The following is a 24,448-nucleotide window of genomic DNA, read 5'->3' as shown; positions in this document are numbered from 1 at the left end:
GAGCCACAGATGTCGGAGTCATTCGCCGCGCCCGCAGCGGCGCCGGGAGCACCTTCCACCGAGCAGTGGTCGGACTGGCGCTGGCACATGCGCAACCGCGTCACGAACCTCGACGGGCTGCGCGAGTGGGTGAAGGTCAGCCCGGAGGAGGAAGAGGCGATCGCCGGGACGGCGGGCAAGTACCGCTGGAGCGTCACGCCGTACTACGCGTCCCTGATGAACCCGGAGGACCCGGACTGCCCCATCCGGTTGCAGGCCGTGCCGGCGCACGGCGAGCTGCTGGAGTTCCCGGACGCCGACGTGGACCCGGTCGGCGACATGTTCTACCGCAAGACCAACCGCATCGTGCACAAGTACCCGGACCGGGTGATCATGCTGATCACCGAGTCGTGCCCGGTGTACTGCCGCCACTGCACCAGGAAGTTCCACACCACCGACGTGGAGGGCACGTACTTCCGCGACAACGAGGGCGGCGACTTCGAGGAGGACTTCCGCTACCTCCGGGAGCACCCGGAGATCCGCGACGTCCTGCTCACCGGCGGCGACCCGCTGTCCTACCGGGACGAGAAGCTGGAGACGATCATCTCCGGCCTGCGCGCCATCCCCAGCGTCGAGATCATCCGCATCGGCAGCAGGTTCCCCGTGCTGCTGCCGCAGCGCATCACCGACGAGTTCTGCGAGATGCTGTCCCGGTACCACCCGGTGTGGCTGAACACCCACTTCAACCACCCGCGCGAGATCACCCCAGAGTCGGCGGCGGCCGTGGACCGGCTGCTGCGCCACGGCGTGCCGGTCGGCAACCAGACCGTGCTGCTCAAGGGCATCAACGACGACGTGGACACGATGCGCAAGCTGATGACGGAACTGCTCCGCATCCGGGTGCGCCCGTACTACCTCTACCACTGCGACAACGTCACCGGTGTCTCCCACTTCATGACCTCGATCGAGAAGGGGTGGGAGATCATGGAGGCGTTGCAGGGGCACATGACGGGCTTCGGCGTGCCGCAGTACGTGCTGACCACCAGGATCGGGAAGATCCCGGTCAGCCGGCCGTACCACGAGGTGGTGGAGGACGGCCTGGCGCTGCGCAACTACCGGGGCCAGACGATGACGGTCACGGGGGAGCACTACCGGGTCACCGAACCACCGCCGGCCTGACGTCCGGCGGTCCGGCCACCTCGTTCCGGGGTGGCCGGGCTGTTTGGTCGGAGCGGGTCGGGTGGTCGTCGTGGCTTGCTCGGGGGTGAACGGCGGGTCGAGCAGGTTGGCCGGCCGGGTGTGGGACCCGGCTTCCGGTTCCGTCACGGGGAGTTCGGCGGTGGGTACCGCGGTGGTCGGCCCCGACCGCTGCCGTCACCAGGTCGGGAACGCCGATGGCCGATCCCCGCGCGGCGCGTTGCCGAGGACTGCCGGCCGCACTCCTGAACTTTTCACGACCACCGGTGAGCCGTGCACTGTCGACCACGCCGGCGCGTGGCACAGGATCGACCTGCCGACGCGACGGGTGCGGGGAGGTCCGGCATGACGGGGAACCGAACGGGAGTGTGGTTGGTCGGGGCGCGTGGTTCGGTGGCGACCACGGCCGTTGCGGGTGCGGCTGCGTTGCGGGCCGGGCTGTTGCCGCCCACCGGGTTGGTGACCGCTCTGCCCGACTTCGTCGGGACCGCCCTGCCCGCGCTCGACGACCTGGTGTTCGGTGGCCACGACGTGGTGGTGTCCCACCCCGCCAAGCGCGCGGAACTGCTGACCCGGGCCGGGGTGTTGCCGCCCGGGGTGGCGGGACTGGTGGTGGACGACTTGATCGCGGCCGATGCCGAGGTCCGGCCCGGCGCGCACGCCGACGCGCCCGGTCCGCAGTGGGCCGTGGTGGAGCGGTTGGCCGCCGATATCTTGGACTTCCGGCGGCGCAACGGGTTGCGGCGCGTGGTCGTGGTCAACGTCGCGGCCACCGAGCCGCCTGCCGTGCCGCACGCCGCGCACGCCGACTGGTCGGCGTTGGAGGTCGAACTGGGGCGGGGGGCGGTTTTGCCGCCCAGCTCGCTCTACGCGTGCGCGGCGTTCCTGGCCGGGTGCGGCTTCGTCGACTTCACGCCGTCCACCGGTGCTCGGCTGCCCGCGCTGCACCAGCTCGCCGTCGAGCGCGGCGTGCCCTACTCGGGCAGTGACGGCAAGACCGGCGAGACCCTGGTGAAGTCCGTGCTCGCCTCGCTGTTCACCCGGCGCGCGTTGCGGGTCCGCTCCTGGTCGGGCACGAACCTGCTCGGTGGCGGGGACGGTGCGAACCTCGCCGACGCCGACCGCGCCGCGGCCAAGGCGGCGTCCAAGGCGGTGGTGCTGGAGCGTTTGCTCGGCCACCCGGTGGAGGGTGGCGTGCACATCCACCACGTGGAGGACCTGGGCGAGTGGAAGACCGCCTGGGACCACATCGGGTTCGAGGGCTTCCTCGGCGTGCGGATGACCATGCAGTTCACCTGGCAGGGGTGCGACTCGGCGCTGGCCGCGCCGCTCGTGCTGGACCTGGCGCGGCTGCTGTGCCTGGCCGACCGCGGCGGTCCGGTGCCGGAGCTGGGGTTCTTCTTCAAGGACCCGCTCGGGGCGGTCGAGCACGGTTTGGAGGCGCAGTACGCCGCGCTCGTCCGGTGGACCCGGCGATGAGGGCGCGCTACCCGGTCCGGCCGGTGCGGGTGCCGGGCCGTGGGGTGTCATCGGCATGAGCTACCTGCGCTTCGGCTACGGCACCAACGGCTTCGGCGACCACACCCTGGCCGACGCCGTCGCGGTGCTGGCCGACCTCGGTTACGACGGCATCGCCGTCACCCTCGACGCGCGCCACCTCGACCCGTTCGCCGACGACCTGCCCCGCCGGCTCGCGACCCTGCGTCGGCTGCTCGACCGCACCGGCATGGCGGTCGTGGTCGAGACCGGTGGCCGCTACCTGCTCGACCCGTGGCGCGAGCACCAGCCGACGCTGATGTCCGCGCACGGCGCGCAGCGGCGGCTGGACCTGCTGCGGCGCGCCGTGCACATCGGTGCCGACCTGGGGGCGGAGGCCGTGTCGTTCCGCAGCGGCACCGCGGACCCCGGCAGCGACCCGGCGACGAACCGGGACCGGCTGGCGCGCGGCTGCGCGGCCGTGCTGCGCAGCGCCGCCGTGGCGGGCGTCCCGGTGGGCCTGGAGCCCGGACCCGGCATGTTCGTCGACACCCTGGACAGCTTCGACGAGCTGGTCACGCGGTTCGACCTCGGCCTCGGGCTCACCCTCGACGTCGGTCACTGCCGGTGCCCGGGGCCGCGGCCGGTGGCCGACTGCGTGCGGCGGGCCCTGCCGCGCCTGGTCCACGTGCATATCGAGGACGTGCGGTGCGGCGCGCACGAGCACCTGGAGTTCGGTGCGGGCGACCTCGACTTCCCGCCGGTCCTGGCTGCGCTCGAGGAGGGCGGCTACCGGGGGCTGGTGTCGGTGGAGCTGCCGTGCCACTCGCACGCCGCGCCGGAGGTGGCGCGGCGGTCCTGGGAGTTCCTCCGGTTGCGGGGAGGTCATCGGGACAACGGACGAGCGGCCTGGACCGGCGATGACCCGGTCGGTCGTCGCCCGGGGTGAGCCGGTGGCGGTGTGGGGGAGGCCCGGCGACCCCGCGGGGTGGTACAACCATGGGGTACCGGCCTTACGCCGCGCCGTGGAGAGGCCCCGCCCATGATCAGGATCCTGCTCGCCGAGGACATGCACATGGTTCGCGGTGCCCTCGTGGCGCTGCTCAACCTGGAGCACGACATCGAGGTCGTCGCCGAGGTCGCGTCCGGCGACGAGATCGTGCCCGCCGCGCAGGCCAACGCCGTGGACGTCGCCGTCATCGACATCGACCTGCCCGGCAAGGACGGCCTGACCGCCGCCGCCGAGCTGCACCAGCGGATGCCGTCCTGCCGCACGCTGATCCTGACCAGCCTCAACCGGCCGGGCACGCTGCGCCGCGCGCTCGCCGCCAAGGTGGGCGGGTTCATCCTCAAGGACGCGCCCTCGGACCGGCTGGCCAACGCGGTGCGCGGGGTGGCGGCGGGCCGCCGCGTCGTCGACGCGGAGCTGGCGCTGTCCGCCTGGGACTCCACCGACTGCCCGCTGACGGGCCGGGAGCTGGAGGTGCTGCGGCTCGCGACCGCGGGCGCCAACCCGACCGAGATCGCCGCGCGGTTGTTCCTGTCGGCCGGGACCGTGCGCAACTACCTCACCACGATCGTCACCAAGTTGCAGGCCCGCAACCGGGTCGACGCGATCCGGATCGCGAAGGAAGCCGGCTGGCTGTAGCCGGCCCGGTCAGCCAACGCCGGTCAACCGCCGCCGATCAGCCCCCGTCCGGCGGTGGTTTCGCGGGCACCTCTGCGGTGAAGCGGTGGCCACCGGTGGGCAGCGGGTGCGCGGTGAGCTCCGACCCCAGCTCCGCGACGCGCTCGCGCAGCGCCGCCAGCACCGCGCTGTCCCGACCGTCGTCGCGGTCCACCACCTCCACCACGGTCACCCCGCCCCCCGGCCGGACGCTGATCTGCCAGCCCCGCCCCGGGGTCGACCCGCTCGCCGCCAGGTCGTGCAGCACGGCGGTGAGCACGCCGCGCACGTGCAGCGGCAACTCGCCCACGTCGCGCTCGACGGCCACCACGGCCTCGGTGGCGAGCAGCGACGCCATCGCCGAGTGCACCTCCTCCGCCGGTGTCTCGCGGTAGCCCCGGGCCACCGACCGGACGTCGGCCAGCGCGCGGCGCGACAGCTCCAGCACCTCGACCAGCTCCCCCTCGGCGCGCTCCCGGTCGGTCGTGATCAGCCTGCGGATCAGCTCGCTGCGCAGGATGATCGCGGACAGGTTGAGCCCGAGCAGGCCGTGCAGGTCGCGGGCGAACCGCACCCGTTCCTCGGTGACCACGCGGCCCACCAGGTCACCGCGCGCCTGCTGCACCCCCACCACCAGCCGCGACAGCACGCCCAGGGCGTACACCACCAGCCCGCTGATCGTCGTGGCCACCACGTTGAACACGACGTCGAGCACGTTGCCCGTGGTCAGCCCCTGCGCGACGCCCACGCTGAGCACCACCGCGCCGAACCCGGTCCACGCCACGGCCGGGTGGAACAGCATCAGCGCGGAACCGGCCGGGAACCCCGGGGTGCTCACCCACGCCGCGCCCAGCACCGGCAGCGGCAGGTACACCAGCACCGCCTGCGCGGCCAGCGCGAGCCGCGACGCCCGCGGGTGCTCGCGCGGGTCGCGCAGCACGAACCACCGGACCTGGAGGGCCAGCACGCCGGCGGCGCTGCCCACGCCCAGGGCGAGCAGCCACGGGTCGTGGGTGAGGTACAGCAGGTGCACCGCCGCCGCGACGAACATGCCGACGAGCACCAGCACGGTCAGGCCCGGCCGCACCCCGGCCTCCGGCGCGGCGTCGCCGGTCGGGGCGGGTGAGCCGTCGTCGGCCGCCGCCTCCGGCACGGTCGCGGTCAATCGGAACCCGCCGACCCCGTCCGGGCCCGCCCGCAGCTCGCCGCCCAGCGCGCCCACCCGGTGCGCCAGGTTGTCGATGCCGCTGCCGCCGCCGCTCGCGGGGCTCTCCTCCGGCACGCCGTCGTTCCACACCTCCAGCACCGCCCGGCCGTCGCGCCCGCCCACGGTGACCGAGCAGTGCTCGGCCTTGCTGTGCCGCAGCAGGTTCGTCACCGCCTCGCGCAGCACGGTGGCCAGCACCGAGCTGACGCCCGCCGGCAGCGCGTCGTCGCGGCGCACCTCGACGTGCACGTTGGCCGCCTGGAGAATCGCCTCGGCGTGGTCGCACTCCTGGCTCAGGGACAGCTCCGCGTAACCGCCGGCGACCGAGCGGACGTCGCCCAGCGCCCGGCGCGCCACCTCCAGGATCTCGCCCAGCTCCTCGGCGGCCCGCTCCGGCCGCGCGTGCAGCACCCGGTGCGCCAGCTCGGTCTTGAACGTGATCGCCGACAGGCTCAGGCCCAGCAGGTCGTGCAGGTCGCGGGCGAACCGCAGGCGCTCCTCGCCCACCGCCACCTCGGCGAGCCGGGCGCGGGCCGAGTGCAGCTCGCCGACCAGCCGGGACAGCCGGGTGAGGCCGTAGACGGACAGGCTGAACACCAGCGTGCCCACCGAGGTGTAGACCACGTCCAGGGTGCTGCCGCCGATCACCGCCTGGGCCGCGGCGACCACCCCGAGCCCGACCGCGAACGCGACGCGGCCGGCCGCGGTGGAGCGCACCAGGAGCAGGCTGCCCAGGAAGAAGCTCGGCATCCCGACCCACGACTGGCCGAAGTCCAGCAGCGGCAGGTAGGCCAGCAGGGCCTGCGCGGTGAGCGCGACGGTCGTCGCCCGGGACCGCAGCGACCGCGCGGCGCGGCCGAAGTAGAACAGCTGCAACGACAGCAGCGCCGCCATCGCGACGACGGCCAGCACGATCTCGGCGGGGTTGGGGCCCTCCAGCAGCACCTGGAGCAGGCCGACGACGCAGTACCCGCAGAAGACGACCGTGACCACGACGGCGGCCAGCCGCGGTGCCAGGCGCACCCCTTGACCCACCCGGATCGAGCGCATCGTCCTCCGTCCCCCGGCGGTGTCGCCTCCCGGGCGCCGATCCACCGGGTCCCGGCGCGTCCGGGGCCACCGGTCATACCGGACATGTCGGCGGAACGTGCATCCTAACGCGTTCACGGAGCGTCGAACGGCACCTGACCGGCGGGAACTTCTTCCCCGCGCCGTTCGGCGTACCCGAGGGCGCACCCGCCGACGGCCGTCTCGACCAGCCAGTCGAGGCCCAGCGCCCGATCGGCGACCTCGCCGGGTTCGAGGGGAGGCACCAGCGGCGCCAGGCCCAGCGCGCCGGCCACCAGGTGCAGCAGCTGCTGGAGCGCGCCGGTGTGCGCCAGGGCCGTGGCGTAGCCGATGTCGCGGTAGACCCACGAGGCGCGCTCGGTGCGCACGGTGATCACCAGCAGCACCGGTGGCCGGTCCGCCGCGCTCACCGCGGCCCGGACCTCGTCGAGCAGCTCGTCGAACCACTCGTCCGGGTCCGCGACGCGCACCAGGGCGTGCGCGGCCGGGTCGTAGTGGTAGGCCCCCCGGTCCAGGCCCTCGCACCGGTCCACGCAGGCGTACACCTCCAGTTCGTGCAACCCCAGCCGGTCCACGTGCGGCCGGTCGCTCACCTCGTGCGGCGGGCTGCCGAACCCCGAGGTCTCGCCGACCGAGCGCACGCGGGCCGTGCGGAACAGCAGCTCGCCCAGCAGGCGCGCGGTGGGCACGGCGGCCACCGGGCCGCGCCGCTCGCCCGCCGGGCGCCCGACGGCCTCCACGGTGGCGAACAGCGGCGGGCCGCCCTCGTCCGGCCGGTCCGGGCGGTGCAGCGGCACCGCCGGGCCGGGACGGGGGCGCAGTGCGGGCGGTGGTGGCGTGCAGCCCGCCAGCGGGTACACCGCGCCGGCCGGACCGTCGCCGCGGCCCCGGCGGGTGCTGACGTGGAACAGCAGGTCGTGCCGCGTCCAGCGGGCCAGCACCGGGTCGGTGTCCTCGGCGAAGCGCGTGACGCCCCCCGGGTCGGCGCGCCCGCGCAGCACCGCGCCGCTCGCCACCAGGTAGGCCACCAGGTCGGTCACCACGGGACGTGCCACGCGCAGCGCCGCCGCCAGGTCCACCACGGCGACCGCGCTGCCCAGTCCCGCGACGACCTTGACCGCCAGGTGGCGGTGCAGCCGCACCTGGTAGGGGGCCAGCGGCGACTCCAGCAGCATCTCGCCGTCACCCGCGCGCAGCGCCGCGTACCGGGACAGCCGCACCTCGTCGCGGGGTTGCAGCAGCGGCAGCTCGAACGCCGCGTCCGCCTCGACGGGCACCGCGGACAGCAGCAGCCGGCTGTCGTTGCCGGCCAGCGAGTGCACGACGACCCCGCCGAGGCGGTCCAGGGCGGCGCCGAACCGCTCCCACTCCCCGCCGCCGTCCCGGTGCCGGGGCGGCAGCACGTTGCCCGGCGCGATGGGGCCCAGCGCCATCCGGTGCAGCGACTCGCCCACGACGCCCCCGACGTCGTCGAGGTGCGTCTCGCCCCGTTCGGACACCACGACCGCCGTGCCGAGGTCCCGGTCGATCTCCAGCAGGGCGTCCTCGCGCAGCGACCACAGCCGCACGAGGGACAGCGCACCGTCGCCCCACCTCTTCGGCACTTCGCGCTCCTGGCGTCGGGCCGCTCCCGGACGTCACAAGAACATCGGGAGCGGGTTGAGTCGGTCGTAGGGGGTCGGTTCCCGCAGCCGGCCCAGGCGGACCGGCACGTCGAACAGGCGGCCCGGGGCGAACCGGGCCCAGAAGTGGCGCAGGCCCGGTGCCAGCACCTTCACCGCGGGCATCCCCACGTCCGGCCTGGTCTGGTCGAGCACCAGCACCTCGGCGCCCGCCGCCTCGACGCGCCGCCGGACCAGGGTGACATCGGCCAGCAGGTCCTGCTCGGGCGCTGGCGGGTACGCGGCCGGGCCGCGCGCGGGCACGTCGGGGTCGGGCAGCAGGTAGGGCTGGTTGGAGGTGTTCGCCGACCGCCACCACGCGCACGCGTCCGGATCGCCCTCCACGGTGGCGCCGCCCTCGGCGGACAGGGCGGCGGGCATCATCTGGTTCAGCTCGGCCAGGGCCCGGTGCAGCGCCGCGCGCGCGTCCAGGTGGGCGCCGAAGCCCAGCACGACGTGCCCTCCCGGCCCGTCGACCAGGCAGGACAGCGCCACGAGGACGGGCACCGAGAGGTCCGAGGTCACGTCGAGCACCCAGACCCGCCTGCCGAGCCGGGCGTGCACCCGGCGCAGCTCGTCCACCCAGGGGTCGGCGAACGCGTCCAGGTCCACTTCGGGAACACGAAGACGGTTGTACCACCACAGCGCCACGGCGTCTCGTTCGACGAGTTCGCACAGGCCCTGGAGCACGGCGTCCTCGACGCTCGCGCCGGCGGCGTTGCCGTTGGAGTCCGCGCGCACCGACGCCGGGCCGGGCGCGTCGAAGTACAGCATCGCGGTGGGCAGCAGCCGGTGCTCCTCGCGGGTGAGGGACCACACCGGGGTCCAGTCCAACCGCAGGTCGGGGTCGAAGGGCTCGGTCACGTGCTGGAACGGCGAGTGGGCGGCGTTCCAGCGCCGCCGGTCGGTGAACTGGCGCGGGTCGTGGAGCAGGACCTCGTTGGGGTGCAGCGCCCGGTCGCCCAGGGACCGCAGGCTGCCGCGCATCCGCTCCTCGTCGCCGTGGAACAGGGCCGAGTGCCGCTCGACCGCCTCGCACAGCGCGCCGACCTCGGCGTGCAGCGGCGTCACGCCCTTGCCGCCGTTCTGGGCCCGCAGCACGGACCGGAGGTGGTCCACGTCGGTGATCGCGGCGGCGGCGTTGGCGCCCGACCGGAAGCAGTTGAAGAACTCCGGCCCCCGCGGGTCGCGCTCGACGCGCTTGACCACGCCGGTGACCGGGCTGACCAGGTGCCCGAACCGCTCCCGGACCGCGCCCGCGGTCATCGCCCGGCCGCCGCCGGCCTTCGGCGTCGGCGCGAGCCGCACCGGCCGCCGGGTCCGCGCGCGCACCAGGTCCGGGTCGCCGCACGTGCCGCACTGCGGGTAGGGGCGCAGTTCGTGGTGTTCGCTGCGGAAGGTCAGGCTGTCGAACGTCCACACCGCGCGGGTCCCGTCGTGCCGGTGCCCGGCCAGCCACTGGGCCGCGGTCACCGCGGCGAGCCGCACGGCGGCGTCCGCGAGCGCCGGGAGCCCGCACGGCGGGAGGGGCGCGGGCCCGGTGCGGCCCAGGGCGCTCTGGGCGCAGGACTCGGCGCGCCGGTGCCGCCACAGCCGCACGGACAGGCAGTGCCAGCAGCCCGGCCCGTCCGAGGGGAACACCGGGCCGATCCAGATCGAGGTCCCGCCGGTCTTGACCGGCAGCCACGGCGTGCGGCGCGCCCGGTGGGCGGCGTCCACCGCGGCGAGCGCGGGGTCGAGGTAGTCCTCGCACAGCAGCAGGGTCAGCGCCGCCGCCCCGGTGCCGACCTCCCCGGTGCCGACCTCCCCGGCGTCGACCTCCCCGGCGTCGACCACCTCGAACCCGCTGTGCCGCAGCGCCTCCACCGCGCCGTCGCGGTCCATGCCGCCCAGCGCCCGCACGGCGATCCGCCGGGTGGCCGGGACGTTCCCGGCCACTCCCGCGGCGTCCCAGTACGCCGCTTCGGGGGAGCGGTCCGCGAGTTCCCCGCCGAGGGCGAGCAGCCCCTCGTCGGACAGCCGCAGCACCAGGCCGGCGACCTCCTCGGTGGCCGCGCCGCCGCCCGGGGGCATCGCGTCGAACACGCCGTGCAGGTCGCGCGTGCCGTCCAGCAGGGCGACGGCCGGCGCCACCTGCCGTCCTCCCATGACGGTGACGCCGTGCTCGGAGAACGCGTAGCTGTCGCCGTTGCGGGCGGTCTCCACGCGCAGGTGCCGCTTGAACCCGATGCGGGGCGGAAGGGCGGCCACCGGGATCACCTGCCGGCGGGGGCCGGCACGGCGTGCCGGGTCGCGCACATCGTCGGCGCCAGGGTCGCGTCGGGCCGGTCGACCAGGTGGCCGAAGGTGTCGACGCGCACCCCGGTGGTGGCCGGGCGCACACCCAGCCGGGTGAGTTCGCGGAGCAGTTCGCTGCGGGTGGCGTTCACGGTGACCTCCGGGGCGGGGCGAAGGAGCGGGCGAGGTCGAGTCTTGTTTCCGCAGTGGTGCGCAACCAGTGCCGCGGTCACGGCGGAAATGTGTTCTTTTCACTTCCGATCACCGAGGGGGAATTCCGACGGCATTCTTTGCGCTCTCGTTGGGCCGTTCGCCCGAACGGGGACCGGCCTTCGGGCGCACTGCTCCCGGTCGGCGATTCGCTGAGGTCCGGCCGAGTGCCGGGGCCGTCGTCCCGGTCGTGCATTCGTCACGGTCCGGCCCGTGACCGACTCCGAAACGCATTCGTGGTGCGCGCACTGTCGGCCGCCGCCGGCGTTCTGCGAGCGTTTTTGTCGAGCCCGTCGTTCTGTCTCCGACGGCGAACCCGTCCACTAGGGGGTGCACGATGCGTGTATCGGTACTGGGTCCCCTGGAAGTCGAGGAGGGCAACCGCGACATCACGCCGTCGGCGGGCAAACCGCGCCAGCTCGTCGCGCTGCTCGCGCTGCACGCGGGTGAGGTGGTGCCGCTGCGCGGCATCGTCGAGGAGCTGTGGGGCGCCCGGCCGCCGGGCAACCCGGTGCAGTCCGTGCAGACCTACGTGCTGAACCTGCGGCGCACGGTCGACGCCGCCGGCGGCTCCTGGGCGCGGGCCCGGCTGACCACCCGCCACACGGGCTACCAGCTGGACCTGGGCCCGGACGAGCTGGACGTCCGGCGCTACGAGCGGTTGGCGGGGGCCGGCCGGTGGGCGCTCGACCAGGGCGATCCCGAGCGCGCCTCGGTGCTGCTGGCCTCCGCGCTGGACGTGTGGCGCGGTCCGGCGCTGGTGGACGTGCCGGTCGGCGGCCTGCTGGCCGGCAAGGCCCGCCGGCTCGACGAGAGCAGGCTCGGCGTGCTGGAGGCCCGCATCGACGCCGACCTGCGGCTGGGCAGGCACCGCCGGGTCCTCGGCGAGCTGAGCGAGCTGAACGCCCGGTACCCGATGCACGAGGCGGTGTGCGCGCAGTACATGACGGCGCTGTACCGCAGCGGCCGCAAGTGGCAGGCGCTGGAGGCGTTCCGCGCCCTGCGCGGCGCGCTGGTCGACGAGCTGGGGCTGGAACCGTCACGCCGGGTGCGCCGGGTGCACCAGGCGATCCTCAACTCCGACCCCGCCCTCGACGCGTTCGACGAGCGCGCCGCCACCGCCTGAGCCCCGCACCGCCCGAGCCCCGCACCGCCGACCGGCAGACCACAGACCGACAGGAGGAACGAGCGATGTCCGTGACGGACCACGGCCCGCGCCGGGCACCCCGCCAGGGTCCCGCGAGGGTGCTGCCCCTCGGCATGGCGGACTTCGCCGGGCGCGGGTTCCGGCTGGACCGGCCGCCCGAGCGGGAGGTGCTGGAACGGCACGCCCGCTGGTTCCTCACCGGCTTCAACACCGCGGTGCGCCACTGGCGCGACCCGCACCCGGCGCTGGCCGAGGTGCCCGCGGCCGAGCGCGGGTTCGCCTACGAGGGCGCCGGGATGCACGCGGCGCTGCGCGACCGGCTCACCCCGTGGCCCACCGGCGCCCTCGACCGCCTGCTGTCGGGCCCCGGCGACCGGTACGTGCACCTGGTCAGCGTCGGCTACGGCTGGGCGGTCGCCCCGGCCACGACCGTGCTGCGGCTGCCGCTGCCCGCGCCGCGCCCGCCCTCGGCGCAGCCGCTGCTGCGGTGCCTCGCGCTGGACGGCGCGGGCTTCGCCGAGACCTACTTCGGCGGCCTGGCCGCGCTGCGCCGCCGCGCCCGCCGTCCCCGGTCCCCGCGCTGGGAGGCGGTGCTGGCGGGCAGCGGGCGCGCGCTCTGGTTCGCCGAGTCGGCCGACGTGGACGGCGTCGCCGCGGTGATCGGCTCGCTGCCCGAACCCGCCCGGCCGCACGTCTGGGCCGGGGTGGGCCTGGCGTCGTGCTACGCGGGCTGCGCCGACGCCGACGCGCTGGACCGGCTGCGCGCCGCGGCCGGTCCCCACCGGTGGCACCTGGGCCAGGGCGCGCTGTTCGCGGTGGCGGCCCGCGACCGCTCCGGCATCGTGCCCGACCACACCTCCGCCGCCGCCGCCCACCTGTTCGGCACCGACCCGGCCACCGCCCGCCGCTGGACCGACGAGGCCGCCGAAGGGCTCACCGGCTCCGCCGACCTGTCCGCCTACGCCGAGTGGAAGGCGCGCCTGCGCGAGCGGGTCGCCCGACTGGGCTGACGCCCTCCACCACGGCCACCAGATGGGAGTTCTGCCATGCCCGATCACCTCCGGCGGGCGGTCGCCCCCGCCACCGCGGTGGCCCTGTGCGTCGCCGTGGGGCTGTGCACCGCCCGCCCCGGTCTGGGCGCGGACGAGACCGCCGCGCTGGCCGCGCGCTTCTCGTTCACCACCACCCGGCTGGCGCCCGCGCCCGCCGACCCCCGCTCCCAGCGGCCCGTGCAGCCCGCGCTGGAGCACATCCGGGGCTGGATCTCCGCGGTCGGCGCGGCCGTGGCGCTCACCGACCTGCGCGGTCAGCGGCACCAGGGCGACGTGTGCCTGGTCGACCCGCGCGACGACTCGGTGACGGTGTTCCCCGCGCCCGGCGCGGGCGGGCCGGACTACGACCGCTTCGCCCTGGACCCCGCGCCGCTGCCGGTGGACGCCACGATGGCGCCGATGGGCTGCGTCCCGGCGGACCTCAACGAGGACGGCGCGATGGACCTGCTCGTCTACTACTGGGGCCGCTCGCCCGTGCTGTTCGTCAACGAGCGCCGCCTGCCCGGCACGCCCTCGGCGGCCGACTTCCGCGCCGAGGAGCTGGTGGCGCCGACGCAGGTGTGGAACTCCACCGCGCTCAACGTGGCGGACGTGGACGGCGACGGCCACCTGGACGTCATGGTGGGCAACTACTTCCCGGACGGCGCCCGCGTGCTCGACGTGCACGCCGGGGACGACGGCCGGATGGCCATGCAGGACTCCATGGGCATGGGCGTCAACGGCGGCACCAACCGGCTGCTGCTGGCCACGCCGACCGGCGAACCGGGCGCCGTGCCGGACCTGGTGGACGTCAGCACGGCGTTCCCCGACGAGTCCGCCCGGTCGTGGACGCTGGCCTTCGGCCTCCAGGACCTCACCGGCGACCAGCTGCCCGAGATGTACGTGGCCAACGACTTCGGCCCGGACCAGCTGCTGGTCAACCACTCCACGCCCGGCTCGGTGCGGCTGACCCGGGTGGACGGCGACCGGGACCTGACCACGCCGCGCTCCCAGGTCCTCGGCCACGACTCGTTCAAGGGCATGGGCGTCACGTTCACCTACCCGGACGGCGCGGACTCGCCGACCATCGCGGTCAGCAACATCACCTCCGAGTACGCCCTGCACGAGAGCAACTTCGCGTTCGTGCCCACCGGGCCGGGCACCGACCTGCTGCGCGGCGAGCTGCCCTACGACGAGCGCAGCGAGGAACTGGGGTTGGCGCGCAGCGGGTGGGCGTGGGACATCAAGGCCGCCGACCTGGACAACTCCGGCGGCGACGAGCTGATCCAGGCCCTGGGCTTCCTCAAGGGCGACCGCGACCGCTGGCCGATGCTCCAGGAACTGGCCATGGGCAACGACCAGCTCCTGCGCCTGCCCGGCGCGTGGCCCAGGTTCGGTCCGGGCGACGACCTGTCCGGCGACGAGCACAACCCGCTGTTCGTGCGCGCCGCGAACGGCCGCTACCACGACCTGGCGCACGAGATCGGCATCGCGACCCCGTACATGACCCGCGGTTTCGCCGTCGGCGACGTGGACGGCGACAACCTGCTCGACGTGGTGGCGGCCAACCAGTGGAACGACTCGGTGCTGCTGCGCAACACCGCGCGGGACACCCCGCGCGCCGCGGACCTGCGCCTGGTCGTGCCCGGGGCGGCGGGCGGCGAGCGCGACGCCGTGGGCGCCCGGGTCGAGCTGCGCGACCCGCGCCTGCCCCAGACCACCCAGGTCTACCCCGCCAACGGCCACGCGGGCGTCTCGGCGAGCACGGCGCACGTCGTGCTGCCCGACGACGAGGCCGAGGTGGTGATCACCTGGCGCGCGGGCGGCGGGACCAGCTCGGCGCAGGTGCGAGTGCGGCCCGGCCACCACACCGTGCTGCTCGGCGACGACGGAACGGCGGTGCTGCGATGACCACCCTCGACCAGTCCACGACGCCCCTGGACCTGGGGGACGTCAACAACACCAGGGTCGACGGGCTGACCAGCGCGTTGGCCGAGCGGGAGGCGCCCGCGGCACCACCGGTGGACAAGCGGGTCAAGGCGCTGCGCAGGTTCGCCACGTCCATCACGGTGTTCAACGTCGTCGGCCACCTGTTCCTCGGGTTCGAGCAGTCACCGGTCACGCCGATCACGTGCGTGCTGGTCGGCTACGCCTCCGCGCTGCTGCTGGAGTTCCTCGACGCCCGCGGGCGCGGTCGCGCGCCGGAGTACGCGGGCGGGCCCGGCAACCTGGTCACCTTCCTGCTGCCGGCCCACATCACCGCGCTGGCCTGCGGGATGCTGCTGTGGGGCAACACGTCGCTGTGGCCGTACGTGTTCGCGGTGGTGTGCTCCAACTCGATGAAGTACGTGGTGCGCCTGAGGGTCGGCGGCCGCGTCCGGCACGTGCTCAACCCGTCGAACTCCGGCATCGTGCTGACGCTGCTGCTGTTCGGCTGGGTCGGCATAGCGCCGCCCTACCACTTCACCAACGCCGTCGGCGACCCGCTCGACTGGTTCATCCCGGTGGGCATCCTGATGCTCGGCACCATGCTCAACGCCGGCCTCACCGGCAAGATCCCGCTCATCGCGGGGTGGATCGGCGGCTTCGTCGCCCAGGCCGCGGTGCGCTGGGCGCTGCTGGACCACGCGTTCCTGGCCGCCCTGGTGCCGATGACCGGCGTGGCGTTCATCCTCTACACGAACTACATGATCACCGACCCCGGCACCACGCCGACCAGGAAGCGCAACCAGGTCGTCTTCGGCCTCACCACGGCCGCCGTGTACGGCGTCCTGGTCAGCGCGGGAGTCGTGTTCGGCCTGTTCTTCGCCCTGGTGATCACCTGCGTGCTGCGCGGGGTCGTGCTCTGGGCCGCGTCCCGCCCGGCCGCGCGGGAGGCGTCCACCACCGGCGGTGCGCCGTGACCCCGCCCCGCGTGGCGGTGGTGGGCCTGGCCTGCCGCTACCCGGACGCCGACGGGCCCGGCCGGCTCTGGGAGAACGTGCTGGCGGGTCGCCGGGCCTTCCGGCGGCTGCCGCCCGCGCGCCTCGCCGACGCCTACCGCGGCGACCAGCCCGACCTGACCTACGCCACGCACGCCGCGGTGCTGAGGGACTGGTCCTTCGACCGCGCCGCGTTCGGCATCCCCGGCCCGCTGCACCGGGCGGCCGACCACGCGCACTGGCTGGCCCTGGAGACCGCCGCGGCCGTGCTCGCCGACGCGGGCGTGCCCGGCGGCGAGGGCCTGGACCGCGACACCGCGGGCGTGGTCATCGGCAACTCCCTCACCGGCGAGTTCACCCGCGCGGGCCTGCTGCGGCTGCGCTGGCCGTTCGTGGCGGACGCGGCGGCGACCGCGCTGCGCGGCGCGGGCGTCGGGGAGGAGGCGTCCGCCGAGGTGCTGCGGCGGATGCGGGCGCTGGTCAAGGACCCGTTCCCGGTGCCGGGCGACGAGACGCTGGCGGGCGCGCTCGCCAACACCATCGCCGGCCGGGTGTGCAACCACTTCGACTTCCACGGCACCGGCTACACGGTGGACGGCGCGTGCTCGTCGAGCCTGCTGGCGGTGATCACCGCGTGCCGGGCGCTGGTGGAGGGCGACCTGGACTTCGCCGTCGCGGGCGGCGTCGACCTGTCGCTGGACCCGCTGGAGCTGGTGGGGTTCGCCCGGCTGGGCGCGCTGGCCCGGGGCGACCGGATGAGGGTGTTCGACGCCGAGCCCACCGGGTTCCTGCCCGGCGAGGGGTGCGGCATGGTCGCGCTGGCCCGCGCCGAGGACGCCGAACGGCTCGGCCTGCGGGTGTACGCGCACCTGGTCGGCTGGGGCACCTCCTCGGACGGCGCGGGCGGCCTGACCCGTCCGGAGACCGCGGGCCAGGAGCTGGCGATGCGGCGGGCGTACCGGCGGGCCCGCGTCGACCCGGCGGACGTGGGCCTGGTCGAGGGGCACGGCACCGGCACCCCGGTCGGCGACCGGGTCGAGCTGGAGGCGCTGGCGCGGCTCCGGGGCCCGGCCGCGCCCGAGGCGGCGCTGGGCAGCGTGAAGGGCAACATCGGGCACACCAAGGCCGCGGCGGGCGTGGCCGGGCTGATCAAGGCCGTGCAGGCGGTGCACTCCCGGGTGCTGCCGCCCACCACGGGCTGCGAGCGGCCCCACGAGCTGCTGCGGGACTCACCCCTGCGCGTGCTGCCGGAGGCGGAGCCGTGGACCGACCCCCTGCCCCGCGCCGCGGTGTCGTCGATGGGGTTCGGCGGCATCAACGCGCACGTCGTGGTGGAGGCGGCGGTGCGCCGCCGCACCGCCGCCGCGTTGTCGGCGGCCACCCGTCGGTGGGCGGCGCGCGTGCCGGGGCCCGAGGTGGTCGTGCTCGCCGCGGCGGACCGGCGGGAGCTGGTGGCCCGGCTGGTCCGGCTGGCGGCCGTGGCGGGCTCGTTCAGCGAGGCCGAGGTGCGGGACGCGGCGGGCACGGCCTGGCGCGACCTCCGGCCGGGCGGCCACCGCGCGGCCCTGGTCGCCAGTACCCCCGCCGGGCTCGCCGACGCCGCCGCCGCGGCGGTGCGGGCCGCGTCCGACCGGGACGGTGGGGTCGTGCTGGACCGCCGCGCCGGGTTCGTGCTGGGCACCGCCGGTGGGCGGGTGGGCCTGCTGTTCCCCGGCCAGGCCGCCCCGGTGCGGCTCGCGCTGCCCGGGTGGGCCGAGCGGCTGGACGTGCCGGCGCTCCCGGCCGCGCCGGGCGGCCGGGACGGCGACGTGGACACCGCCGTGGCGCAGCCCGCCGTGGTCCGCCAGTCGATGGCCGCGCTGGCCTGGTTGGAGGAGGCGGGCTGCGTCCCCGTGGGGGCCGTCGGCCACAGCCTGGGCGAGATCGCCGCCCTGTGCTGGGCGGGCGCGCTCCCCCCGGCCGCGGCGGTGGACCTCGCCGCCGCCCGGGGTCGCGTGATGGCCCGGCACGCCGTGCCGGACACCGGCATGGCGTCGCTGGACTGCGCCCCGGACGCGGTGGCGGCCCTGGTGGCGGGCACGCCCGTGGTGGTCGCCGCGCACAACGGGCCCGACCGGGTCGTGGTCGCGGGGGAGCGGGCCGCGGTGGCGGAGGTGCTGCGGCGCGCCCGCGCGGGTGGCGTCGCCGGTGCCGCGCTGCCCGTCTCGCACGGCTTCCACAGCCCCGCGATGCTGCCCGCTCGGGAACCGCTGCGGGCGGTGCTGGCGGGGGTGCGGCTGGACCGCCCCGACCTGCCGGTGTTCTCCACGGTGACCGGCGAGGCCCTGGACCCGGACGCCGACCTGCGCGACCTGCTGGTCCGCCAGCTCACCGAGCCCGTGCGGTTCACCTCGGCGCTCGCCCGCCTGGCCGAGCGCTGCGACCTGCTGGTCGAGGCCGGCCCCGGCACCGTCCTGTCCGGCCTGGCGGCCGGCTGCGGCACCCCGGTGGTGGCGCTGGACGTCGGCGGGGACGAGGCCGCGCACGCGTTCGCCGCCGCCGCCCTGGCCGCGGTGGCGGGCATCGGGCCGGGCCCGTGGTTCGCCGACCGCCCGTTCCGGCCGATCGCGCTCGACGCGGAGCCCGCGGTGCTGGGCAACCCGTGCGAGGACCGGTCCGGGTGGGAGGACGCCGTCCGGGCTGCCGAGACCGACGCGGCCGGGGTCGACGCAGCCGGGGTTGTCGGCACCGACGCGGCCGGGGTCGACGGGTCCGGGCCCGACGCGGTGGCGGACGGCGACCCGCTCACCGCGCTGACCGCCTACCTGGCCGAGTCGCTCGAACTGCCGCTCGCGTCTATCACCCCGACCTCCTCGATGCTGGGCGACCTGCACCTGAACTCGTTGCAGGTGGCCCAGGCAGTGGCCGCGGTGGCGACCGCGCTGGGTCGCGCGCTGCCGGAGGCGCCGCTCTCGCTCGCCGGGGCGACGGTCGGCGAGGCGGCCGAGGTGCTCGCCGCGCTGCCCGTCGCCGAGGACGCGCCCGATGCGCCCGCGCTGGCCGGCGTGGCGGACTGGGTGCGGGCGTTCGCCACGACCTGGGAGCCGTTCGCGGGCGGCTCCGCCCCGGCGGTGCGCTGGTCGGTCCGCGCGCCCGCCGGGCACTGGCTGCACGACCTGCCCGCCGCCGGCGGCGCGCCGGGGCTGGCGGTGCTGCTGAGCGCGGCGGACGGCCCGGACGAGGTCGCGGCGGTGCTCCGCGAGGTGGCGGGCTCCGCGCCCGCGCACCTGATGGTGGTGCACGCGGGCCACCCGGCTGCCGCCGCCGTGGCGCGCAGCGCCGTGGCCGAGCTGCGCTGCGCCGCGGTGGTGGTGGACGTGCCGGAGGAGGCGCACCGGCTCGACCCGGCGGTGCTCGCCGACGCCGTGGGCAGCCGCTACCTGGAGCTGCGCGTGACCGGCGACGGGGTGGAGCGGGCGGGTACCGCGGTGGTCGCCCTCGGCCCCGGTGGGGAGGGCGCGGCCGAGCCCGACCTCCACCTGCGCCCCGGCGAGGTGTGCCTGGTGACCGGCGGCGTGCGCGGCATCACCGCGTACTGCGCCGCGCACCTGGCCGAGCGGACCGGCGCGGTGCTGGTGCTCACCGGCCGCTCCGACCCAGACGACCCGGCGGTGCTCGCCGCGCTGGCCGACCTGCGGGCCCGGGTGACCGCGCACTACGTGCGCTGCGACCTGGGCGATCCCGCGCAGGTCCGCGCCGCGGTCGCCGCCGCCCGCGGGCACGGCCCGCTCCGCGGCCTGCTGCACGGCGCGGCGGTCAACGAACCGCGCCGCCTGGCCGAGGTGGGTGCGACGACCCTGCGGGCCGCGCTGGCGCCCAAGGTCACCGGCCTGCGCGCGCTGCTCGACGAGGCGGGCGACGACCTGGCGCTGCTGGTCGGCTTCGGCTCGATCATCGGCAGGCAGGGGCTGGAGGGCCAGGCCGAGTACTGCGTGGCCAACGACTGGCTGCGCGTGGACGTCGAGGCGTGGGCGGCGGCCAACCCGGATCGCCGGGCCCACGTGGTCGAGTGGTCGGTCTGGTCGGGCATCGGCATGGGCGTCCGCCTGGACGTGCTGGACGGCCTGCGCCGCCGCGGCGTCGAGCCGATCGGCCCGCGCACGGGCACCGCGGCCCTGGTCGACGTGCTCGCCGCGCCCACCGCGCCGGTGACGGTGCTGGTCTCCTCACGCTTCCCGGCGGGGCCGGCGCTGGACCCGGCCGGGCCCGCCGTGCCGTGGCTGCGCTTCGACGAGCACCGCCTCACCCGCACCGCCGGGGTGGAGGCCGTGGTGGACGCGGCCGTCGGCACCGGCACCGACCCCTACCTGGCCGAGCACCGGGTCGCCGGGTCGCCCGTGCTGCCCGCCGTGGTCGGCCTGGAGGCCATGGCGCAGGCCGCGCTGGTGGCCGGCGGCGCGCCCGACGGGCCGTGGGAGATGTCCGACGTGCGCTTCCGGGAGCCGGTCGTGGTGGACGACGCCCGCGGCGCCGTGCTGCGGCTGGCGGCCCTCGTGGAGGCCGGCCGCACCCGCGTGGTGCTGCGCCAGGACACCGACCGGTTCGGCCACGACCGCTTCCTGGCCACCGCGGGGCCGGCCGCGCCGCCACCGCACCCCCGACGGGCGCAGGCGCCGCCCGAGCCCGGTGGGGACCCCCACCCCTGGTACGACCACCTGCTGTTCCACCGGGGCAGGTTCCGCCGGTTGCTGCGGCACGACGTGCTGTCGGCGTTCCGGCTGGAGGCGTGGATCACCGCCGACGACGCGGCGGGGTGGTTCTCGGCGTTCCACTCCGCCCGGCTGCTGCTGGGCGACCCCGGCGCGCACGACGCCACCCTGCACGCCCTGCTGGCGTGCGTGCCGCACCGCCGGGCGCTGCCGGTGGGCGTGGACCGGGTGTCGTTCTGGCGGCGGCCCGACGGCCCGCTGCGGGTGCGCGCCCGCGAGACCGCGCACACGGCCGACGACTACGTGTTCGACGTGGACCTCACCGCGCCGGACGGCGCGGCGGTGGCGCGCTGGTCGGGGCTGCGGCTGCGGGCCGTGGGTCCGCTGCCCTGGCCCGACGGGATGCCGCGCGAGCTGGTCGGCCCGTGGCTGTCGCGGCGGCTGATCGAGTGCGACCTCGCCGACGGGGTCGAGCTGGTCACCGCCGACGGTCCGAGCACGGTCGCGGCGGCGGCCGTCACCGGCGCGCGGACCTGGCACGACCAGGCGGGCGCGCTGCGCGTGGCGGGCCGCGAGGCGAGCGCGAGCCGCACCGGCGACGAGGGTCGGTTGCTGCTGGCGCTGGCCGACCGGCCGGTGGGCGTGGACTGGCAGGAGGTGCCCGCCGGGCCGCTCCCGCTGCACGACGACGACCTGCGCGCGGCGGGGCTGCTGGCCGACAAGCTCGGCGAGGACGCCGCGACCGCCGCCACCCGCGTGTGGGCGGCCCGCGAGGCGCTGCTCAAGCTCGGCGCGGCGGCGCGCACCCCGCTGCGGGTCGACCACGCCACCGAGGACGGCCTGGCCGTGGCGCGGGCGGGTGACGCGGTGGTGGTCACCGCGTCGGTGAGGGTCCTCGGCGCGGGCGGTCCCACCGCCGTCGCCGTGGCGCTGGGGGAGGGGCGATGAGTTCTTACGCGCACCGGCACGTGGTCACGCTGGACGAGACCAACCTGGTCGGCAACGTCTACTTCGCGCACTACCTGCACTGGCAGGGCCACTGCCGCGAGCGCTTCCTGGCCGACCACGCGCCCGGTGTGCTCGAGGAGCTGGCGGGCGGCGACCTCGCGCTGGTGACGGTGTCGTGCTCGATGGACTACTACGCCGAGTGCTTCGCGCTGGACACGGTGGACGTGGCCATGTCCCTGCGCGGCACCGGCGGCAACCGGATCGCCATGGGCTTCGACTTCCACCGGGCGGGCGCGCTCGTGGCCAAGGGCTCCCAGACCGTCGCCTGCATGCGCCGCGCCGGTTCCGGTGTCGTGCCCACGGCCGTGCCCGACGAGCTGGCGCGGGCCCTGCGCGCCTTCGACGACTGACCGCACGGCTACGCGCCGGCGAAGCTCGCCGGCGCGGTGTTCACCAGCTCGGTGTTCGCCGGCCCGGTGCCGGCGGTGGTGCTCCACCACCGCCGGCTCAGGAGAGCCCGAGCATCCGCACGCAGCAGTGGATCGCCCGCTGGTCCCCCTCGACCCTGATGCGGCCGGCGGCCATCGCCTGGAACGGGGTCAGCATCTGCGCGCCGATGCGCACGAACGTGTCGGGGTCGCTGGTGACGACCAGGTTCGCGGCGGGGTCGCCGCCGCGGGCGAAGGACACCTCGCCGCCTCGCACGCGGACGACGAACACCGGCTCGCCGATGCGGAACTCGTAGGTCTGGTCCTCGTCGGGCACCGCGTCCGGGCGGACCATCGCCTGCACCGCGAGGAAGCCCCACTCGCCGCGCACCACGCCGGCACCGTCCTCGTCGGACAGGAACGACATGCCCCACCGGGCCAGCTCCAGCACGGGCCCGCACAACCGCCGCCCCAGCTCGGTCAGCCGGTACTGCCTGCCCCTGGCGTCGCCGCGCACGGGGAGCTGCTCGACCACCCCGTGCTCGGTCAGGACGCGCAGCCGTTCGGCGAGCAGGTTCGGGCCGATGCCCGGCAGGTTGTCCATGATCTCGGTGAACCGGACGCCGTCGATCAGCAGCTCGCGGATGACGAGCAGCGTCCAGCGCTCGCCGATCACGTTGAGCGCGCCGGCGAGGCCGCAGAACTGGCCGTAGTCCCGCTTGATCGCCATGACGCCTCCCCGGTTGATTTCGGCCAAAGCATAGCGCAGTACCGGTTAAGAAACACTTACCTATATGGAGGTATCGCGATGGCCGCCCGATACCGACCGGCCTTGCCGCCGCCCTTGCCCGCGGGTGTCGGACAAGGGCGGCAGCCGGCTTCCGCCTCGCTGCGGCGGTGTCGACGAAGTCCACTGTGGACTTATGAGGCTTCGTCGCACAAATCTCGCCCATCAAGATGTCTGCCGGTTTTCCGATCGCCGAACGCACGGAAAGCCGTCCGTTGCGGTATTCGGGCCAGTGCCGGTCAACTCTCGGTCAACTCCCGGTCAGGATTCACCGGTCGAGCGTTCCTCCGCTCTTGTCGACACCGGAAAGCCGTTCAACACTGGCTATGCGATTCCATAGTGAACCCTTGAAGGGATCATGAAATGATCAACGAAACGACGAGGACGACCTCGACACCGATCGGCATCGCCGCGCACGTGTCGAGCACCGAGCGGTTCCACGACCCGGTCGAGCACCTGGACTTCGCGCGTCCGATGGCGGAGAACTACCTGCCCTACGACTCCCGCTCGGAAGCCGAGCTGCGCACCGCGGCGTTCGAGGAGGAGACGGCCCTGGAGCGCGAGCGGGCGCTGTGGGAGCTGGCCGACCGCCAGGGCGCCGGCGCCCTGCCCGCCATCCAGGACTACGTGGACCGGGAGCCCGACGGCCTGGCCCGCTCCGGCGCGCTGTGGCTGGGCCTGAAGTCCGCGGGCGCCCAGTCCGCCGGGCTGCTGGAGTCGCACCGGGACGACGACGACCCCGAGGTCGCCGACTGGGCCCGCGTGCTGTACGCCGACGCCACCGCCACCGCCCCGAACCGGGTCTACGGCGTGGCCGAGGTCGAGGAGACCGGGAACTTCGACCAGACCGTTCCGCTGATCATCAGCGGCTACACCACGGTCGTGTTCCCCGAGCTGGGCGCCGTGCGCGTCGTGCTGTCCCCGAAGTGGTTCGACTCGATCATGGGCCGGGTGCTGGCGTCCACCAACGTCCGCAACTTCCAGACCGACCTGACGATCGAGAAGATGCTGGAGGGCCTGCACGACGACGGCACCCCGCACTACGAGATCTACCCGTTCCGGGGCTTCTCCGTCGAGTACGACAAGAAGTACTGGGAGCACAACTACCTGTCCCAGACCCTGCGCGACTTCTACCCCAGCGGTATCGTCGAGCAGGGCGAGGCCGTGCAGGTGCCGATCTCGCTGGAGCGCATCGCGTTCACCGAGCTCGCGCCGAAGGGCACCGCGGAGATCCTGGGCCAGGGCGAGCGCGCCGACCGCATCCGCGGGGCCGACTTCGGCTTCGTGCAGAGCGTGCGCGGCCGGTACTTCGGCTGGGCCGCGGTCAACCTCCAGGCCGCCGTCGAGGCCGGTCGCGTCACGGCCGGTCACGTGCAGCTGTCGAACCCGACGGACCCGGTGTCGGGCCCGATGACCAACGCCAAGCTGTTCGGCACCTTCCGCGGCAAGAGCGGCGACTACCTGGGCAAGGGTCACATGACCCTCAACCACGTCAAGTGCCACGGCAAGGCCGACGGCACGACCGACGTCGTCGGCGGGCGCTGACCCCGGGGCAGGACCGGTGGCGCGGACCGCGCGGTCGGTGGTCGCAGAGGGTGGCGACCACCGACCGCGCGGAGCACAGGCGGGCGGTGCACACCGCCCGCCTGTTCGGCGTGTCCGCGGAACCGTGTTTTCTTCATGGTCGTCGACTCGGATTCTCAGGTCGTCATTCGTGGTCTGCTCACTGTCCGTGAGTGCCGGGCTCTGCGAACTTT

General features: G+C 75.1%; 16 protein-coding genes. 11 read left to right on the top strand and 5 right to left on the bottom strand.

Going from position 1 to position 24,448, the window contains the following annotated elements; genetic code table 11:
- The first annotated feature begins 9 nt into the window (after positions 1-9).
- From blsG to Q5530_RS12845, 4 genes are all read left to right on the top strand, one after another.
- The gene (gene blsG, locus Q5530_RS12860) at positions 10-1,158 is read left to right on the top strand and encodes an arginine 2,3-aminomutase (protein WP_415362411.1); all 1,149 of its coding nucleotides are present in this window, start codon (positions 10-12) and stop codon (positions 1,156-1,158) included.
- A 363-nt stretch (positions 1,159-1,521) separates the two neighbouring features.
- A complete protein-coding gene (locus Q5530_RS12855) occupies positions 1,522-2,655 on the top strand; it encodes an inositol-3-phosphate synthase (protein WP_415362410.1) in 1,134 nt (377 codons plus the stop codon).
- Positions 2,656-2,710: 55 nt separating this feature from the next.
- On the top strand, positions 2,711-3,601 hold the full coding sequence (locus tag Q5530_RS12850; protein WP_415362409.1) for a sugar phosphate isomerase/epimerase family protein: 891 nt from the start codon (positions 2,711-2,713) through the stop codon (positions 3,599-3,601).
- 93 nt (positions 3,602-3,694) lie between these two features.
- Complete coding sequence (locus Q5530_RS12845; RefSeq protein ID WP_380643395.1) at positions 3,695-4,300, top strand: DNA-binding response regulator; 606 nt, start codon at positions 3,695-3,697, stop codon at positions 4,298-4,300.
- A gap of 37 nt (positions 4,301-4,337) precedes the next feature.
- Here Q5530_RS12845 and Q5530_RS12840 read toward each other — a convergent pair whose 3' ends face one another.
- From Q5530_RS12840 to Q5530_RS12825, 4 genes are all read right to left on the bottom strand, one after another.
- Positions 4,338-6,548, bottom strand: a complete 2,211-nt coding sequence (locus tag Q5530_RS12840) for a sensor histidine kinase (RefSeq protein ID WP_415362408.1) — start codon at positions 6,546-6,548, stop codon at positions 4,338-4,340.
- A gap of 140 nt (positions 6,549-6,688) precedes the next feature.
- On the bottom strand, positions 6,689-8,197 hold the full coding sequence (locus Q5530_RS12835) for a SagB family peptide dehydrogenase (RefSeq protein ID WP_415362407.1): 1,509 nt from the start codon (positions 8,195-8,197) through the stop codon (positions 6,689-6,691).
- Positions 8,198-8,230: 33 nt separating this feature from the next.
- Positions 8,231-10,504: a TOMM precursor leader peptide-binding protein gene (locus Q5530_RS12830; RefSeq protein ID WP_415362406.1), complete on the bottom strand. Its 2,274-nt coding sequence runs from the start codon at positions 10,502-10,504 to the stop codon at positions 8,231-8,233.
- A 5-nt stretch (positions 10,505-10,509) separates the two neighbouring features.
- Positions 10,510-10,683 (bottom strand): hypothetical protein, encoded by a 174-nt coding sequence (locus Q5530_RS12825; RefSeq protein ID WP_380643388.1) that lies wholly within the window; start codon positions 10,681-10,683, stop codon positions 10,510-10,512.
- Between the two features lie 395 nt (positions 10,684-11,078).
- Between Q5530_RS12825 and Q5530_RS12820 the strand changes: the two genes are divergently transcribed.
- The 6 genes from Q5530_RS12820 (at position 11,079) to Q5530_RS12795 (ending at position 21,886) form a co-directional block, all read left to right on the top strand.
- Positions 11,079-11,867 (top strand): AfsR/SARP family transcriptional regulator, encoded by a 789-nt coding sequence (locus Q5530_RS12820; RefSeq protein WP_415362405.1) that lies wholly within the window; start codon positions 11,079-11,081, stop codon positions 11,865-11,867.
- 65 nt (positions 11,868-11,932) lie between these two features.
- Positions 11,933-12,898 carry a DUF1702 family protein gene (locus tag Q5530_RS12815; protein ID WP_415362404.1) on the top strand — a complete coding sequence of 322 codons (966 nt, stop codon included), beginning with the start codon at positions 11,933-11,935 and terminating at the stop codon, positions 12,896-12,898.
- 36 nt (positions 12,899-12,934) lie between these two features.
- Positions 12,935-14,830: an FG-GAP repeat domain-containing protein gene (locus Q5530_RS12810; protein ID WP_415362403.1), complete on the top strand. Its 1,896-nt coding sequence runs from the start codon at positions 12,935-12,937 to the stop codon at positions 14,828-14,830.
- Entirely contained in the window at positions 14,827-15,822 is a 996-nt protein-coding gene (locus tag Q5530_RS12805; protein WP_415362402.1) for an enediyne biosynthesis protein UnbU, read from the top strand. The genes Q5530_RS12810 and Q5530_RS12805 overlap by 4 nt, the downstream gene beginning before the upstream one ends.
- Entirely contained in the window at positions 15,819-21,476 is a 5,658-nt protein-coding gene (locus tag Q5530_RS12800; RefSeq protein ID WP_415362401.1) for an SDR family NAD(P)-dependent oxidoreductase, read from the top strand. Before Q5530_RS12805 ends, Q5530_RS12800 begins: the two co-directional genes overlap by 4 nt.
- Positions 21,473-21,886 carry an acyl-CoA thioesterase gene (locus tag Q5530_RS12795; RefSeq protein ID WP_380639700.1) on the top strand — a complete coding sequence of 138 codons (414 nt, stop codon included), beginning with the start codon at positions 21,473-21,475 and terminating at the stop codon, positions 21,884-21,886. Before Q5530_RS12800 ends, Q5530_RS12795 begins: the two co-directional genes overlap by 4 nt.
- Before the next feature lie 97 nt (positions 21,887-21,983).
- Here Q5530_RS12795 and Q5530_RS12790 read toward each other — a convergent pair whose 3' ends face one another.
- Positions 21,984-22,634 carry a winged helix-turn-helix transcriptional regulator gene (locus Q5530_RS12790; protein ID WP_415362400.1) on the bottom strand — a complete coding sequence of 217 codons (651 nt, stop codon included), beginning with the start codon at positions 22,632-22,634 and terminating at the stop codon, positions 21,984-21,986.
- 420 nt (positions 22,635-23,054) lie between these two features.
- Between Q5530_RS12790 and Q5530_RS12785 the strand changes: the two genes are divergently transcribed.
- Entirely contained in the window at positions 23,055-24,236 is a 1,182-nt protein-coding gene (locus tag Q5530_RS12785; protein ID WP_415362399.1) for a hypothetical protein, read from the top strand.
- Positions 24,237-24,448: the final 212 nt, after the last annotated feature.

The sequence above is a fragment of the Saccharothrix sp. BKS2 genome, assembly GCF_047689505.1.
In the GTDB taxonomy this organism is placed as follows: Bacteria; Actinomycetota; Actinomycetes; order Mycobacteriales; family Pseudonocardiaceae; genus Actinosynnema; species Actinosynnema lopnurensis.
The sequence above is the reverse complement of the archived record's forward strand: the minus strand, read 5'-3'. Positions and strand labels throughout refer to the sequence as shown.